We start from the raw sequence: 13,656 nt of genomic DNA, 5'->3' as shown, positions 1-13,656 counted from the left end.
GGCAGGCCGAATCGTGTCGCACACTTGTGGAGGTCGCGTTGTCAGTGGGGTCTGTCACCCTCGGTGAGGGCGGATTGCAAGGTGTGTCCGTCGCGCAAATCTGGAAGGAGGGTGCATGACCAGCACTGAGTCAGAGCCGGAGTCGGGGTTCACATCGGTGGAAATCTGCGCCGGGGCAGGGGGGCAAGCCCTTGGACTGCACCGCGCCGGGTTCAAGCATCATGCCTTGATCGAGATCGACGCAAACGCGGTTACGACCCTCCAGGCGAACACCGCGGGGTGGGCTGGCTGCCGGGTTCTGCAGCGAGACCTGACCGAGTTCGATGTGGCTGAGCTTGCCCTGGCAGAAGGGGAGCTCTCTCTTCTTGCGGGCGGGGTGCCGTGTCCGCCGTTTTCTGCCGCCGGCAAGCAGCTCGGAGAGGACGACGAGCGGGACCTGTTCCCGACGATGCTCAGGATGGTCGAGGACCTGCGCCCCAAGGCTGTCATGATCGAAAATGTGCGTGGGCTGCTTGAGCCCCCGGAAAAGTTCCGGGAGTACCGTCAGAACACGATTGAGCGCCGCCTGAAGGAAGCAGGCTACGAGGTGTGTATGTGGCGGGTCTTGGAAGCGTGGCACTTCGGCGTGCCGCAGCTCAGGCCGCGAGCCATCCTCGTAGCGCTGCAGCCGGAATATGCGCCATTCTTCGTTCCTTTCAAACCGGCCAGCGAAGTAGACGAGAACGAAATCGTCAAGGTCACGGTGGGGCAGGCGCTGGAGGAGACGATGCGCCACCGCTTTGACCAGTCCACGGATCCCGGAGCTGAAGCGGCGTTCAAGAAGTGGTTCGATGCAGCCGAAGCGGACATTGCACCAACTCTTGTCGGCGGCTCTAAGAAGCACGGGGGGGCCGATCTTGGCCCCACACGGGCCAAGAAGGCGTGGGGGAAGCTCGGAGTCTGCGGTCTGGGTGTGGCTAACGACTGGGACAAGATCACGGACGAGAGCAGGGATCTCTTCGCGGCCGCTGGTCCCAAGCTGACCGTCGAGCAGGCGGCGATCATTCAGGGTTTCCCTGAGACGTGGCAGTTCCGTGGGAAGAAGACGGCCGCCTACCGCCAGGTAGGGAACGCCTTCCCGCCGCCGGTGGCTGAAGCCGTTGGCCGACGTATTCGGGCAGCTCTGGAAAAGAAGGCCATCACGGTGGAACCGGGCGCCTAACAGGCGAACGTCCTTCAGCGGCGGAGCCGACTGACGGTCGCAACGATACTCAACGCACAGTCCGCCGGTGGCTCGTGCTCCCAGAAGCGGAGTACGGTCCACCCGGCGGCCTTCAGGTGCTGGTCGGTGTCCCTGTCGCGGGCCACGTTGCGCGTCACCTTCTCGGACCAGTACCCGCTGTTTGTCTTTGGCGGCACGTAGTGCTCTGGACAGCCGTGCCAGTAGCAGCCGTCGATGAACACAGCCAGCTTCGCCGGACGGAAGACCATGTCCGCTGTCCGGCGAAGGTGAGGCAGCGGTCTCGCTGCGACCCGGTAGCGGAGCCCGTAAGCGTGTACCAAGCGGCGCACCAGCTGTTCAGGTTTGGTGTCCCTGCTTCGGATCGCCTGCATGTTCCTGCGTCGTGCGGCTGAGGAGGCCCAGGAGCCGGCCGGAGCTGTCCAGTCTTCCTTCATTTCGCCTGCCCCCGTTTCCTCTGCTGCTCTTGATCGCGGAATGGACAGCCTTCGGGCCCCGTGGGTGTCGCTGCCAGCCCTCTTAATATTGAATCACTGATACCGGCGAGGTTGGCGGGCTCCCATTTCCCTGGGAGTATTCAGCTGTTCTCGTTCTCTGTGTGCTTGGGAAGGAAGGGTGCGGTCTCCACTGGATCGTCGTCATTGGCGAGCACCCAGGTCTGACCATCGAGGTTGACCCGCGGTCGGTCGCCATGGTGTGCCTGCGCCCGTGCGACGCGGAAGCTGACGAGCTCCCCAGGGCGGGGCACCACTGCCCCGAGAGCTCGGGCGACGTGCTGATGGCTGCTGTAGTGGCCAGGGATGAGAACACCCTCTTCGCGGAGTACGGTGCGTGCGCGCCCCTTAGCTTCTCGAACGCGCGCCATGTAATCACTCTGCTGCGCCACGGTGCGGATTACTCCACGGCCGATCCTCCGGTTCTGTACCCGCCGGAAGAGTTCGTTGACCCGCTTCTGCCCAGATGAGGGCGACAGGATGGCGTCCCGCGTGGCTGGGGAGAGGTGCAGCAGTACGTTCTCTGGAAGTTCGGCCTGATGTGAGAGCCAGAGGATCCTGTCGCGATGCTCGGCCTTCACCGTCAGCTTCATGTCCCGGTTGTTGCCGCGATTCAGCCATCGTTCTTCTATGCGCAGCAGGCCAGCACTCCATCGGCTCGTGTAGTCGTCCGCCCAGACGAGTAGGCATAGATGTCCCAAGGCCTCCGGCGGAATCATCCAGCCGCCGAACTGCTGAGAGTATTTGCAGTCAACATCGGCGTCCGCGATTTTGTAGTCCATGTCGATACCGTCATCGAACGTGAACTCCCGCTGGAGATTAATCTCGACAAGCGTCCCTGCGTGGGTCTTCTCCGTCTTGAAGAGGGCCTTCCAGTCGTACCGGCCGGTGACCTCGCCGTTGAGCAGTTGGTCGATCGTGTCACGGAGAACAGATGCGAACCGCTGGCCGGCTGGGTCAATACGGAGCAGGTGTCTGTACACCGCTGCCAGCTCTGGATCGCCCTGCAGGAGAGCCTGGGAGTGAATGTTGGTCGCGGCTGAAATGTCCAGAGGCAGCAAGTGGTTGATCTTTCGCTGAAAGATGTGCACGCGGGGGTTCGTCATGATGAGACCGAGCAGCCCTCTGTTGTCGGCCAGGGCAGCCCGTGCTAGTTCTGTCAGTTACCTGACCGCCTCGCCTGATAACGCAGCAACCGGCGGGAAGAATCGTTGGCTGCGGTGGGTGAGACCACTGTGAACGCCATGATGATGCGCCTGGGGTCGCCAATGCCATCCGTGACGGCTGACACGAGGCCGGCATCATTGGACGCCTCGACAACCGGATAGAGGAGGACGATGCCTGTGCTCGGGCCTACGCTGAGTGCGCATGCTTGGGCATTCTCGCGTCCAACGCCTGCGTTCTTGATAAGTGTCTCTGCCCACCGGCGATGCTCCATGCCGGAGATGCGCCCAAAAGCGGCTTTGTCCAACTGGCGCGAGCGTCGAACCAGTGAAGCCGGACCGGATCCCAGCACGCTTGCTTCTACCCGTCGGGCGGATGTCATTCGCGGTGCGACAATCAGCCATTCATCGACCAAGGCAAGTTCGCCATTGAGTTTGGACAGGTAGTTCAGATGGGGCTCGAAGTGGTTATCACCTTCCCACTCCAGCTGACGGAGAACGCCGATTAGGCTGGCGTGCGGGATGAGGGAGGTTGTCGCCTCGAACGTACGCCTGAGAGGGCTCGTCTCGTCGGGAGGCAGGTCCAGCGTCCGACTGGCGCCCCCGAATACATGGAGGAGCGGCTTCCAGCGCCTGACGTTCGCCTCAATGGAGGAAGCGTCGCGGGGATACGCCGCAGGCTCTATTGGCCGCCCCGGTGAACGGATTTCCGTCAGCTCGGCGTTGAACATCTTGTTGCGCGCCGTCGGTTTGACAAGGCCCAGATGCTGGGATACCAGCGGCAGCACCTTCCGGGGCGTGAGCTGCGGCTCGCCATCGATCATCTCTGCGTACTGGGCGAGTTCGCTGCGAAAAGCTTCCTCGTCCTGGCAGATTGCTTCGAAGGCTTCGTACAGGTCGATTGTCTTGTCTTTGCCATGTGGTTCCTCGCGGCCGATGTACAGCCGGACGAGGTCCCGATACCCGGAACGGAATCCGAACCAACGACCCATCTGCATCAGGGTGTCGGCCTGTTGCGTTTTGCGGCGGTAGTACGTGACGGTCAGGCCTTCTACCGTAAAGCCGCGGGACAATTTGGTGCCACCGACGAGGATCTTCCAGACGTTCGGGGTGCGGTCGAAGTCGAGGCCGGGCTGTGCGTAGTCCTTCTCGTTTGCGCCGTTGACGATGATGACGGGATTCCCGCCGGACCCGATCAGCTGCCGGGCGCGGCTGACGTGGGCGCGCAGTCCCTCGTACGAGGCGGGGGTCGGAAGCCCTTCGGCCCTTGCGTCGCATACAGACTTGAAGTCCTCTTCGAAGAGGGCTGCCAGGCGGAGGTGGGACTCACTGCTCATGTATGACGAGTCCCAGAGCGACTTGATGCGGTCGGCAAGTGCGGCATGGTCCGCTACTCGTACGGACTCGTGAACCAGCATGGTGTGGTGCCGGAACGAGCCGCTTGGGACCCCGTTCGCTGCCCGGTAGAGCTTGAGGGCACCGGCTAGGACGAAGGCGTCCATTGCTTCCAGCAAACGGTCCCCCGTGTTGCTGTAGATCCCGCGTACATGTGCCTCTGCCTGTGAGTTGGCCACCGTACGCTCGTCGATGGGCAGCTCAGAGTTCAGATCGTGGAAGTCTTCCACACCCATGTACCCGACAGGGCGGGGAAGTGATACCAGGAAGTCGCGAGGGAAGAAGTCCTCGGAGTCGTCCGGGTCCACGAAGACGTTCGCGAAAGGGGTCGCGGTGTAGCCGATGTACTGCGCGCGCGGCATCAAGCCCAGAAGGTCACAGACCAGCTTGTTGATGGCGGACCGGTTCGCTTTACCCTCTTCCCATTTGCTTGGGTCCGTTGTGTTGACTGACGCCTGATCTGACTCATCGTCGATGATGAGAGCCGGAATCTCTCCCAGAATGGGACCGATCTTCTTGAGGTCGTTCACGAGCTTAGTCAGTACAGACTTGTTTTTCTTGACGACCATGATGCGGGCGGCAGCGTGATGAAGATTTGCCGGGTCGTGGAGAGGCAGTGCCTTCTCCAGCTTTTCGATGTCCAGCGCACGGATGCCCCGCTCCAGGGACTGGTAGTCCTTGTCCTTGGTCGTCAGACGCTCGATGTCGAATGCGCCGAGATGGGACGGCCTCCCGCCGTGCGAGACGAATTTCTTCGGCCAGTCCTCGTCATCCTGGTAGTCGACGCCAATGAGTGCATCAAGATCGTTAGGATCCGCACCGCGGAGAATATTCTCCTGCCCGATCAGCTCCATGTCGAGCCGTCGCTGGGTTTGCCCGCGCAGCAAGTTTAGGGTGCCGCCGAGAACGATGACGAGGCGGTATCCGGCGTCCACGGCCTTGGCGATGACGCCCGTGAAGTTGGCGGTCTTGCCGGACTGGACGTATCCGACCACCAGACCCCGAGCTGCATAAGCCTCCGGCCGGGCGGGGTCCGACAGCCGCTCGACGATGTTGTGGGCAGCCTCGCCGAGGCTCGTGATAGCTGGTTCACCCCAGCCTTTGTTGCGGAGCAGGTTTTCGTACGCCGGCCAGTAGAAGGCCCGGGACAACGCTTTGTCCCGTGTGTACCAGGCTTGATTGCTATCGCTGATCACGACGGGCTGGGGGCCCTTGTCGACGGGGACTGCAGTGTCCAGGGCCTTGGCCAGGTCAGCATCGAATCCCAGCCGCGTGTAGGCGTCGGCCCGTCGTTCGTCCGAGCAGGCCGGAGCGCTCGACCAGTCGGTATGCAGGGCGGCGTCCCATGGGGATAGGGCACGGCTCCAGATCGTGGTCAACCCGGGATCGCCCCCCGCGATGCGCATCCGGAATGCTTCCAAATCGAGGTCTCTGCCGTCATCGGCTTCTGAGAGCCCGGCTGCCAGACGGCTGAAGTCCCTGGGAGCGCGTCGCATGGCACCGAGTGCGTCAGTGTGGAGATTGAGCAGGTGGTCAGTCACAAGTGCTACAGCTCCAGTCAGCGGGCCAGTTCACAACGAGCGGCAGACAGCAGCACGCTGTTCCAAAGGGCCATTTCGTCGTTGCGCTGGGCACTGGAACGTCCCAGCCGGAAGTTCTTTTCGAGCATGAGGTAGAGCAGCCCCTTCAGTACCGGGGCGTCGTTGGCTCCAGCGCGCCGTCCGCTGTTGAAAGCCGGGCGGTACGTCCTGTTAAGTCTGACGACGTGTTCATCGCGGTCGATGTCGAAGAAGACATCTGAGGCTAGAGCCTCCCAGCGGAAGGTGATCGGGACTTCACCCTCGATCTGGGGCAGCTCATCGCGTAGCGCACGCTTGAGCTTGGGGTCAATTCCCTTGCCCGGCGGAACGGCACTTGTGCGCTGTACGTCAGCTGAGCGCCGGGCAGCCTCGCGGTAGACCGTCTCGGCTTCCGCAAGGAATGCGGTGAAGGATTGGCCGCCGGAATCGACGGCCTTCTCGATTCCGCGGGCGAACGCCGGGGTGACGCCGACACCGTCCTTTTTGACCGTCAGGCTGAAGACGTCATTCTGTGACGGGGGGAGATCGAAGGAAATCCGTGCCAGGTTGTGATGCGTCTCCGCGCCACGAATGCCGTTCCAGCCGCCAGCCTGGACGAGGCGGTCGTTGCGGTAGATGTAGAAGCCCTGACGGTCTGCCAAGGGGCCTACGCCGCGGTACGAAACGAGCTGAGAGCGCGGCGGCCACACATGGGCCTCAAGTGCTACTGCGCCGACGCCCTCGATGGGCACCTCAAACGTCCGCGGGTATCCGGCTCGCCCCGGGACCCGGTACCCGAAGGGGTCGATCGGCTCCACACCCCGGTGATCGAGTTCCTCCTTCGTCAGGACATCCTCGACGACGAGGTCGATGTGGAAGTCATCCCGGGACAGGAACCTGTGCAGGTACAGACCTAGGTGAGACTCCAGCTTTTCGATCTGCTCGTTGAGGAACCGGTCGGTCTGACCAGACAGCACCGTGTCAAAGGCGCGGACGCTGTCCCACCGCACGATGGTCCCGTGCCAGCCGATTACGCCGTCGTACCGGTCGACCAGTTCCTGGCAGTACTTCGGGTCCACGATGTCGCAGCTGAAGTCGTGCTGCGCTTGAGCGGTCAGCCAGCGTCGCCCGGCGGCGGGACTGCGCTTGGTGCGACTGGCGACTGTCAGGGACCCGGCGTGCGAGAGCGAGGCGGCCTTCAAGCCAGCCCCAAAATGGCCCAGAGCCCCGTCGGCGTAGCCTTCGCGGCCTCCTACGATCATTGCGACGTCAAGAGCGGCGTCATCCATCCCGCAACCGTCATCGATGACCAGGAGGCTGACGAGCCGGTCGCCGTCGCGGAGGAAGCTGATGACGACGTTGCGGGCTCCCGCGTCTATCGAGTTGTCCACGAGGTCCGCGATGGCGGCCTCGAAGCCGTACCCCTGGTGTGCCAGCGACTCGACGTAGCGGGCAGCTGGCGGGAGCTGTTTGCTGCCCAGCGTGGGTATGTCGAACTGCCAGTCGCCGGAAGGTGAATAGGGCATGTGAGCGGCAAACCTCTGGAGCGCAGGGGCGGAGGAATCCGGCAGCGGAGGATCTTCCACTCCATATCTGCGGATGTGTGATGACGCTAGCGCATAGCAAGATCTTCGGGCAGGCCTATGGCATTACTGTCCGGGTTCCGGTGCGGGCGGGTCCGCGACGGTCACTCCGGGGAGGTGCCGTGGCATTCCGAGTACGGCTTGCCCGACGTGCACCAGCACGAGGCCGTCGGGGTCGGGGGCCACGGGGTGGCCTTGCCTCGGGCCGCCAGGGTGGTGGCGTACTCCGCCAGGAGGGACGGGGAGGCCGGGGAGGTCTTCTCCGACGCGGCGAAGGCCTCGAAGGAGGGGACGCTGGCCGTGACGATGCCGAGGTTCGTGGTGCCCGAGGCGGCCAGGGCGCGCAGGGACGCCTCGATGCGGGCGAGGTGGGTGCCGTGGGTGGGGTACTCCGCGGACAGGGTGGGGTAGCTCGTCAGGAGCTCGGCCAGTTCGCGCTGGGGCCAGTGCAGGATCGCCACCGGGAACGGGCGGGAGAGCGCCGCGCGGCGGTCGCCCAGTTCCGCGCGGAGGCGGGCGATCTCCGCGCGGAGTTCCGCCGGGTCGTCGGAGCCCAGGGCCCAGATGCGCTTCGGGTCGTGGAGTTCGTCGAGCGGGATCGGGCCGATGTGGCGGGTGTCGGCGACCATGTCCCAGTCGTCGTGCTGCCGGCCCAGGAGGCGGCGGACCCGGTGGCGGCCGGTCAGCAGGGCCGTGGTGGCCTGGGTGAGCGGGGCGTCCTCCGTGATGAGGAGCGCGGCGGCCTCGGTGAAGCAGTCGTGCGAGGCCTCCAGCTCGTCGTGGGCCTCCAGGGCCTCCGCGATGATCTCCCAGGGCGCCGGTTCCGCGGGGGCGGCCGCGCGGATGCCCGAGATCAGGGCGCGGGCCTCCGCCTCGTGGCCGTACTCCCAGAGGTTGGCCGCCTGGAGGGCCTTGATCAGGAGCGGGTCGGCGGGGTCGGACGTCAGGAGCAGGTCGTACAGGGCGCTCGCCCGATCGCGCGCGTCACCCAGTTCCAGGTGGGCCGCGGCCTGGAGGAGCAACGGCTCCTGGTCCTCGGGGTAGCGGGTCGCCGTGCGGATGAGGCGCTCGGCTTCGGCGATGTGCTCTGCAGGCGTGTCGGGGCGCATGGTTCACACCGTACTGCCGCTGGTCAGTTGGCGGGGGAGGTCTTATGGTGCCGCCCGTGAGAGATCACATACCGGTGGTGGTGCAGGGGCGCGCACGACGGGTCCCGCGGGTGGCGTTCGCGCGGGCGCTGTGGGTGTGCGCCGAAGTGGTCACCACCGTGGGGGTGGTGGTGGCGTTGCTGGTGGTGCACCAGGTGTGGTGGACCAACCGGCAGGCCCTCGCCGGCGCGCAGGACCGGGTGCGGGCCCTGGAGCGCGAGTGGGGCTCCGCCCCCGCCACGTCCGGTGAAGCCGCCCCACCCGTCGAATCAGATGAAATGGTTGAAACGCCTCAAACCGGGCTTCCGGGCGGCGGGTCGGCCTCCCCCGGCGGACCGGCCGCCGTGCCGTCCGCCCCCGCTCCCGCCCCCGCGTCCCGCCCCGCGCCCAAGGCCCCCGCGCCCGCCGCCGGAGCGCCGGCGGCCGGCGGGTCCGCGTACGCCGTCCTGCGCGTCCCGCGCCTCGGCCTCTCCGTCCCCGTCGCCCGGGGCGTCGACAAGCGGACCGTCCTCGACAAGGGGTACGCCGGCCAGTACCCGGGCACCGCGGCGCCCGGGGAGCGCGGGAACTTCGCGCTCGCGGGGCACCGCAACACCCACGGCGAACCGTTCCGCTACCTGAACCGGCTGCGGGCGGGGGACGAGCTCCTGGTCGACGTGCGGGGACGCAGGTACACGTACGTGGTCGGGAAGGTCCTCGCCGAGACCACCGAGCGGGACACCGGGGTGATCGCGCCGGTGCCGCGCAGCCTGGTCAAGCCGGAGTACGGCTACGGCGAGCCGGGCGCGTACATCACCCTCACCACCTGCACGCCCGAATACACCTCCAGGTACCGGCTGGTGGTGTGGGGGACGCTCAGGCCGCTGCCGCCTGCTTAGGGTGAGGCGGTGCGTTCCGACCGGGCCAAGCGCCCCCATCTGGCCTGGCTGGCCGTCCCCTTCGTGCTGTTCGTCGCCGCCCTGCCGTTCGTGAACCGGATCGAGCCGCGGATCGGCGGGGTGCCGTTCCTGCTCGTCTGGTGCGCCGGGGCCACGCTGGTGACGCCGCTCGCCGTGTGGCTGGCCTGGCGGGGGGACCACCGGTGAGCGGGGCCGCGGTGGCGACCGGCGTCTTCGCCGTGTCCATGGTGGCGACCGTCGCGCTCGGGCTGCTCGCGGTGCGCGGGCGCGGCGGGGGCGGCGGCGGGCTCGCCGAGTGGTCGGTCGGCGGGCGCTCGCTGGGGACCGTGTTCATCTGGGTGCTGATGGCCGGCGAGGGCTACACCAGCTTCAGCTACCTCGGGGCGGCCGGCTGGGGCTACTCGTACGGGGCGCCGGTCATGTACGTGATCGCGTACATGACCTGCGGCTACGCCCTCGGGTACGTGGTCGGCCCGCTGCTGTGGGACTACGCGCGGCGCCACGGCCTGGTCGGGATCACCGACATGGTGGCCCACCGGTACGGGCGCCCCTGGCTGGGAGCCGCGGTCGCCATCCTCGCGACCGTCTTCCTGCTGCCCTACATCCAGCTCCAGATCACCGGCATGGGCGTCGTGGTCTCGACGGTCACCTACGGGGCCGTCCCGCTGGGGTGGGCGTACTTCGTGGCCTTCGCGGTCACGACCGGCTTCGTGGTCGTCAGCGGGCTGCGCGGCAGCGCGTGGGTGTCGGTGCTCAAGGACGTGCTGGTCATCGGGACCCTCGCGTTCCTGGCGGTGTACGTGCCCCTGCACTACTTCGGCGGCTACGGGGAGCTCTTCGACCGGCTCGTGGCGGAGCGGCCGCAGTGGCTGACCCTGCCGGGGCACGGGGCCGGCCCGGGCGGGCGCGGTGAGCTGGGGACCGCCTGGTTCGCGTCCACGACCGTGCTGAACGCGCTCACCGTCGTCATCTTCCCCACCACCGTCGCGGGCTACCTGGGTGCGCGCGACGCCGACGCGCTGCGCCGCAACGCCGTGCTGCTGCCCGCCTACAACGTGCTGCTCCTCGTGCCGATGCTGCTGGGCATGGCGGCGCTGTTCGTGGTGCCGGGGCTGACCGGGGCGGACTCCAACCTCGCGCTGTTCGAGCTGGTGGTGGACTCGCTGCCGGCCTGGGCGGTGGGTCTGGTCGGGGTGGCCGCCGCGCTGTCGTCGATCGTGCCGATGGCGGTGTTCATGCTGGTCATCGGCACGATGTGGGGGCGCAGCGTGCTGTCGCTGGTCCCGGGGTGGAGCGCGGGGGAGCGGCAGAAGCGGGCGTCGCAGACGGTCGTGGTGATCGCCGGGGCGGTCGCGCTGGTGATGACGTACGTCGCCCCGAACACGCTGGTGCGGCTCTCCCTCGTCTCGTACGAGGGCATGGCGCAGCTGGTGCCGATGCTGCTGCTGGGGCTGGTGTGGCGGGGGCTGACGACGGCGGGTGCGGTGAGCGGGCTGGCCGTCGGCGTCGGGCTGGTCTGTGTGCTGGTCTTCACCGGGAACGATCCGGTGTGGGGGGTGAACGCGGGGGCGGTGGCCCTCGTGGTGAACGTGGCGGTCGCGCTGGCGGTGTCCCGGCTCGGCCCGCCGGAGACCGGGGACGGGCGGCCGGACGAGGAGGTACTGGCCCGGGATCCGCTGCCGGGGGCCGGATCCGTACCGGTTGTCGGCGGGGCCGGTTAGGATCGGATCCGAGTGACCGGTGCCGTACGGGAGTTCGTACGCGGGAGAGGGAAGGGGGCGGTCAGCGTGGCTCGGCAACGAAGCGGCGGCCGTCTCCCGTCGTCCCTCCTCGCCCGCCTGTCCCGGACTGCGGGGGTGTCGGCGCTGCCGGTGCTCTCCCTGATCCTGCTCGGTGGTGTCCTCGGGCTGTTCGCCGGGGAGAGCGGTCTCGGCGTCGTGGTGCTGGCCCTCGCGGCCACCGTCGCGGTGGGCTCCGAGGCCCTGGCCGCCGCCGCGCGGCTCGTGCGGCCGGTACCGCCGCACCGCATACGCACCGCGCTCCGCGATCGCGAGCAGCGCACGGCGTTCCTGCCGCAGCGCGATCCCGACGCCTCGGGCCGCTCCCGGCCCAGGGCTCCCGGGCGGTCCGTCCCGACGGCCGCGTAGGGGCGCGTCACCACACCATCCGGCTTTCCGGCCCGTCGCCTTCCGGCACGCGCCGCCCGCCGACTGGTCGTTGTCCCGCTGATCGCTGATCGCTGATCGCCGATCGCTGATCCCAGCCGGTGCCCTCTGGTGCCCGCTCGTGCCCCTCGTGGGTCGTCACGCCGAAACACACCCCTCGCATCTCCGCGTCTCCATGCACCCCGTGCGTGCACGCGTCGTCCGATGCGGATCTTTCGACGTTCGACGAGACCCTCCGGAGGGCCCTCATGTCTGCTTTCACCCACCTTGCCGCCCAGTTGGGCCGGCTGCTGGAGCCGGTGCTGGCCGAGTCCGCGACCGCCGCCGCGATCGTGCTGTTCACCGTCCTCGTGCGGCTCGCCCTGTACCCGCTGAGCCGCGCCGCCTTCCGGGGGGCGACCCCGCTGGCGGCCTGCCTGCCGATGCTGCTGCAACTGCCGGTGTTCTTCGTGATGTACCGGGCGTTCTCCTCGGCGGACGTCGGCGGGGCGGCCAACGAGCTGCTCGGGCAGCGGCTGTTCGAGGCGCCGCTGGGCGCCACGTGGACCGGGGCGCTCGGGGAGGGCGGCCCGGTGGGGGCGCAGGGCCTGGTGTTCCTGGGGCTGTTCGCGGCGATCGCGGCCGTGGCGGCTTGGAGCGCGGTACGGGGGCGGCGGGCGGCCGCCCTCGCCTCCGCGGCACCGGCGGTCGGCGCCAAGACCGGCACCAAGACCGGCACCAAGACCGGCACCAAGACCGGTACCGAGACCGGTACCAAGGCCGGCGTCAAGGGCACGGCGCGTGGTGCGGCGGGCGCCGGCCGGCCGGTCGAGATGACCGCCGAGCAGCAGGAGGTCATGCGCAAGCTGGGTGGCGTACTGCCCCTGCTCTCCTTCGGCACGCTGATCACCGCCGCCGTGGTGCCGCTGGCCGCCGGGCTGTACCTGCTGACCACCACCGCATGGACGGTGGCGGAGCGGATCTGGCTCCAGCACCGCAAGGACCGCGCGGCCCGTGCTGGTGGAGGCGGGCGTTCCACCCTGTGAACAGGGTCTTGCGGATTGAGCCGACTTCTTGGAGGATCGACCAACCTTCCGATGGCCGCAACCCATCGTCCGGCCCCGGGCACGCCCTTGGGCCGACCACCCTCGACCACGGGAGAATGCCCATGAAGCTGCTGCGTGTCGGACCGGTCGGGTCGGAGCGCCCCGCGCTGCTCGACCAGGACGGGACCCTGCGTGACCTGTCCGGCCTGATCACGGATGTGGACGGCGGCCTGCTGGCCGACGACTCCGTGCTGTCCCGGGTGCGGGAAGCGGCGGCCTCCGGCGGGCTTCCGGTCCTGGGCGCCGAGGGGCTGCGCATCGGTTCGCCGGTCGGCCGCATCGGCAAGGTCGTGGGCATCGGGCTGAACTACTTCGGGCACGCGGCCGAGGTCGGCGCGGAGCCGCCGGCCGAGCCGATCCTGTTCCTCAAGGCCGCCGACACCGTGGGCGGCCCGGACGACACCGTGCTGATCCCGCGCGGCAGCGTGAAGACGGACTGGGAGGCCGAGCTCGGCGTCGTCATCGGCGCCACCGCCCGCTACCTGTCCTCCGCCGAGGAGGGCCTGGCGCACGTCGGCGGCTACGTGCTCGTCAACGACGTCTCCGAGCGCGCATTCCAGATCGAGCGCGGCGGCACCTGGGACAAGGGCAAGAACTGCGAGACGTTCACCCCGGTCGGCCCCTGGCTGCTCACGGCCGACGAGGTGCCGGACCCGCAGGTCCTGGACGTGAAGCTGTGGGTCAACGGCGAGCTCAGGCAGGACGGCAACACCGCGGACCAGATCTTCCCGGTCGGTGAGGTCGTGCGGTACCTGAGCCAGTTCATGACCCTCTACCCCGGCGACCTCATCGTCACGGGCACGCCGGCCGGCGTGGCCATGGGCCAGCCCGAGCCCAAGCCGTACCTGCGGGCCGGTGACGTCGTGGAGCTGGAGATCGAGGGACTGGGCCGCCAGCGCCAGGAGTTCAAGAGCGCGTAGCCCACGAGCGGGCGTAGCCCGCCGCA

Annotated in this window: 12 protein-coding genes; 7 read left to right on the top strand and 5 right to left on the bottom strand. The window is 67.6% G+C overall.

Translation table 11 applies throughout. From position 1 onward, the window contains the following. Positions 1–115 precede the first annotated feature (115 nt). Positions 116–1,201 carry a DNA cytosine methyltransferase gene (locus ACZ6S8_RS15165; protein WP_469455787.1) on the top strand — a complete coding sequence of 362 codons (1,086 nt, stop codon included), beginning with the start codon at positions 116–118 and terminating at the stop codon, positions 1,199–1,201. Between the two features lie 14 nt (positions 1,202–1,215). Here ACZ6S8_RS15165 and ACZ6S8_RS15160 read toward each other — a convergent pair whose 3' ends face one another. From ACZ6S8_RS15160 to ACZ6S8_RS15140, 5 genes are all read right to left on the bottom strand, one after another. Next, positions 1,216–1,656 (bottom strand): very short patch repair endonuclease, encoded by a 441-nt coding sequence (locus tag ACZ6S8_RS15160; RefSeq protein WP_469455786.1) that lies wholly within the window; start codon positions 1,654–1,656, stop codon positions 1,216–1,218. A 140-nt stretch (positions 1,657–1,796) separates the two neighbouring features. After that, entirely contained in the window at positions 1,797–2,774 is a 978-nt protein-coding gene (locus ACZ6S8_RS15155; RefSeq protein WP_469456007.1) for a NaeI family type II restriction endonuclease, read from the bottom strand. A gap of 98 nt (positions 2,775–2,872) precedes the next feature. After that, positions 2,873–5,812: a Z1 domain-containing protein gene (locus tag ACZ6S8_RS15150; protein ID WP_469455784.1), complete on the bottom strand. Its 2,940-nt coding sequence runs from the start codon at positions 5,810–5,812 to the stop codon at positions 2,873–2,875. 17 nt (positions 5,813–5,829) lie between these two features. Then, on the bottom strand, positions 5,830–7,356 hold the full coding sequence (locus tag ACZ6S8_RS15145) for an ATP-binding protein (protein WP_469455782.1): 1,527 nt from the start codon (positions 7,354–7,356) through the stop codon (positions 5,830–5,832). Between the two features lie 161 nt (positions 7,357–7,517). Continuing rightward, positions 7,518–8,522 (bottom strand): SEC-C domain-containing protein, encoded by a 1,005-nt coding sequence (locus ACZ6S8_RS15140; RefSeq protein WP_469455779.1) that lies wholly within the window; start codon positions 8,520–8,522, stop codon positions 7,518–7,520. Positions 8,523–8,578: 56 nt separating this feature from the next. On the opposite strand from ACZ6S8_RS15140, the gene ACZ6S8_RS15135 reads away from it, so the two are divergent. The 6 genes from ACZ6S8_RS15135 to ACZ6S8_RS15110 all read left to right on the top strand — a co-directional run bounded on the left by ACZ6S8_RS15135 (position 8,579) and on the right by ACZ6S8_RS15110 (position 13,630). Beyond that, positions 8,579–9,439: a class E sortase gene (locus ACZ6S8_RS15135; protein ID WP_469455778.1), complete on the top strand. Its 861-nt coding sequence runs from the start codon at positions 8,579–8,581 to the stop codon at positions 9,437–9,439. A gap of 9 nt (positions 9,440–9,448) precedes the next feature. Next, the gene (locus tag ACZ6S8_RS15130; RefSeq protein WP_469455777.1) at positions 9,449–9,646 is read left to right on the top strand and encodes a DUF3311 domain-containing protein; all 198 of its coding nucleotides are present in this window, start codon (positions 9,449–9,451) and stop codon (positions 9,644–9,646) included. Positions 9,647–9,684: 38 nt separating this feature from the next. Further along, the gene (locus tag ACZ6S8_RS15125; RefSeq protein ID WP_469456005.1) at positions 9,685–11,181 is read left to right on the top strand and encodes a sodium:solute symporter family protein; all 1,497 of its coding nucleotides are present in this window, start codon (positions 9,685–9,687) and stop codon (positions 11,179–11,181) included. 162 nt (positions 11,182–11,343) lie between these two features. Beyond that, positions 11,344–11,607 (top strand): DUF6412 domain-containing protein, encoded by a 264-nt coding sequence (locus ACZ6S8_RS15120; RefSeq protein ID WP_469456003.1) that lies wholly within the window; start codon positions 11,344–11,346, stop codon positions 11,605–11,607. 266 nt (positions 11,608–11,873) lie between these two features. Then, on the top strand, positions 11,874–12,650 hold the full coding sequence (locus ACZ6S8_RS15115) for a YidC/Oxa1 family membrane protein insertase (protein WP_469455775.1): 777 nt from the start codon (positions 11,874–11,876) through the stop codon (positions 12,648–12,650). 122 nt (positions 12,651–12,772) lie between these two features. After that, entirely contained in the window at positions 12,773–13,630 is an 858-nt protein-coding gene (locus tag ACZ6S8_RS15110; RefSeq protein WP_469455773.1) for a fumarylacetoacetate hydrolase family protein, read from the top strand. The last annotated feature ends 26 nt before the right edge of the window (positions 13,631–13,656 follow it).

The organism is Streptomyces sp. NPDC048461 (genome assembly GCF_055587105.1).
The sequence above is the reverse complement of the archived record's forward strand: the minus strand, read 5'-3'. Positions and strand labels throughout refer to the sequence as shown.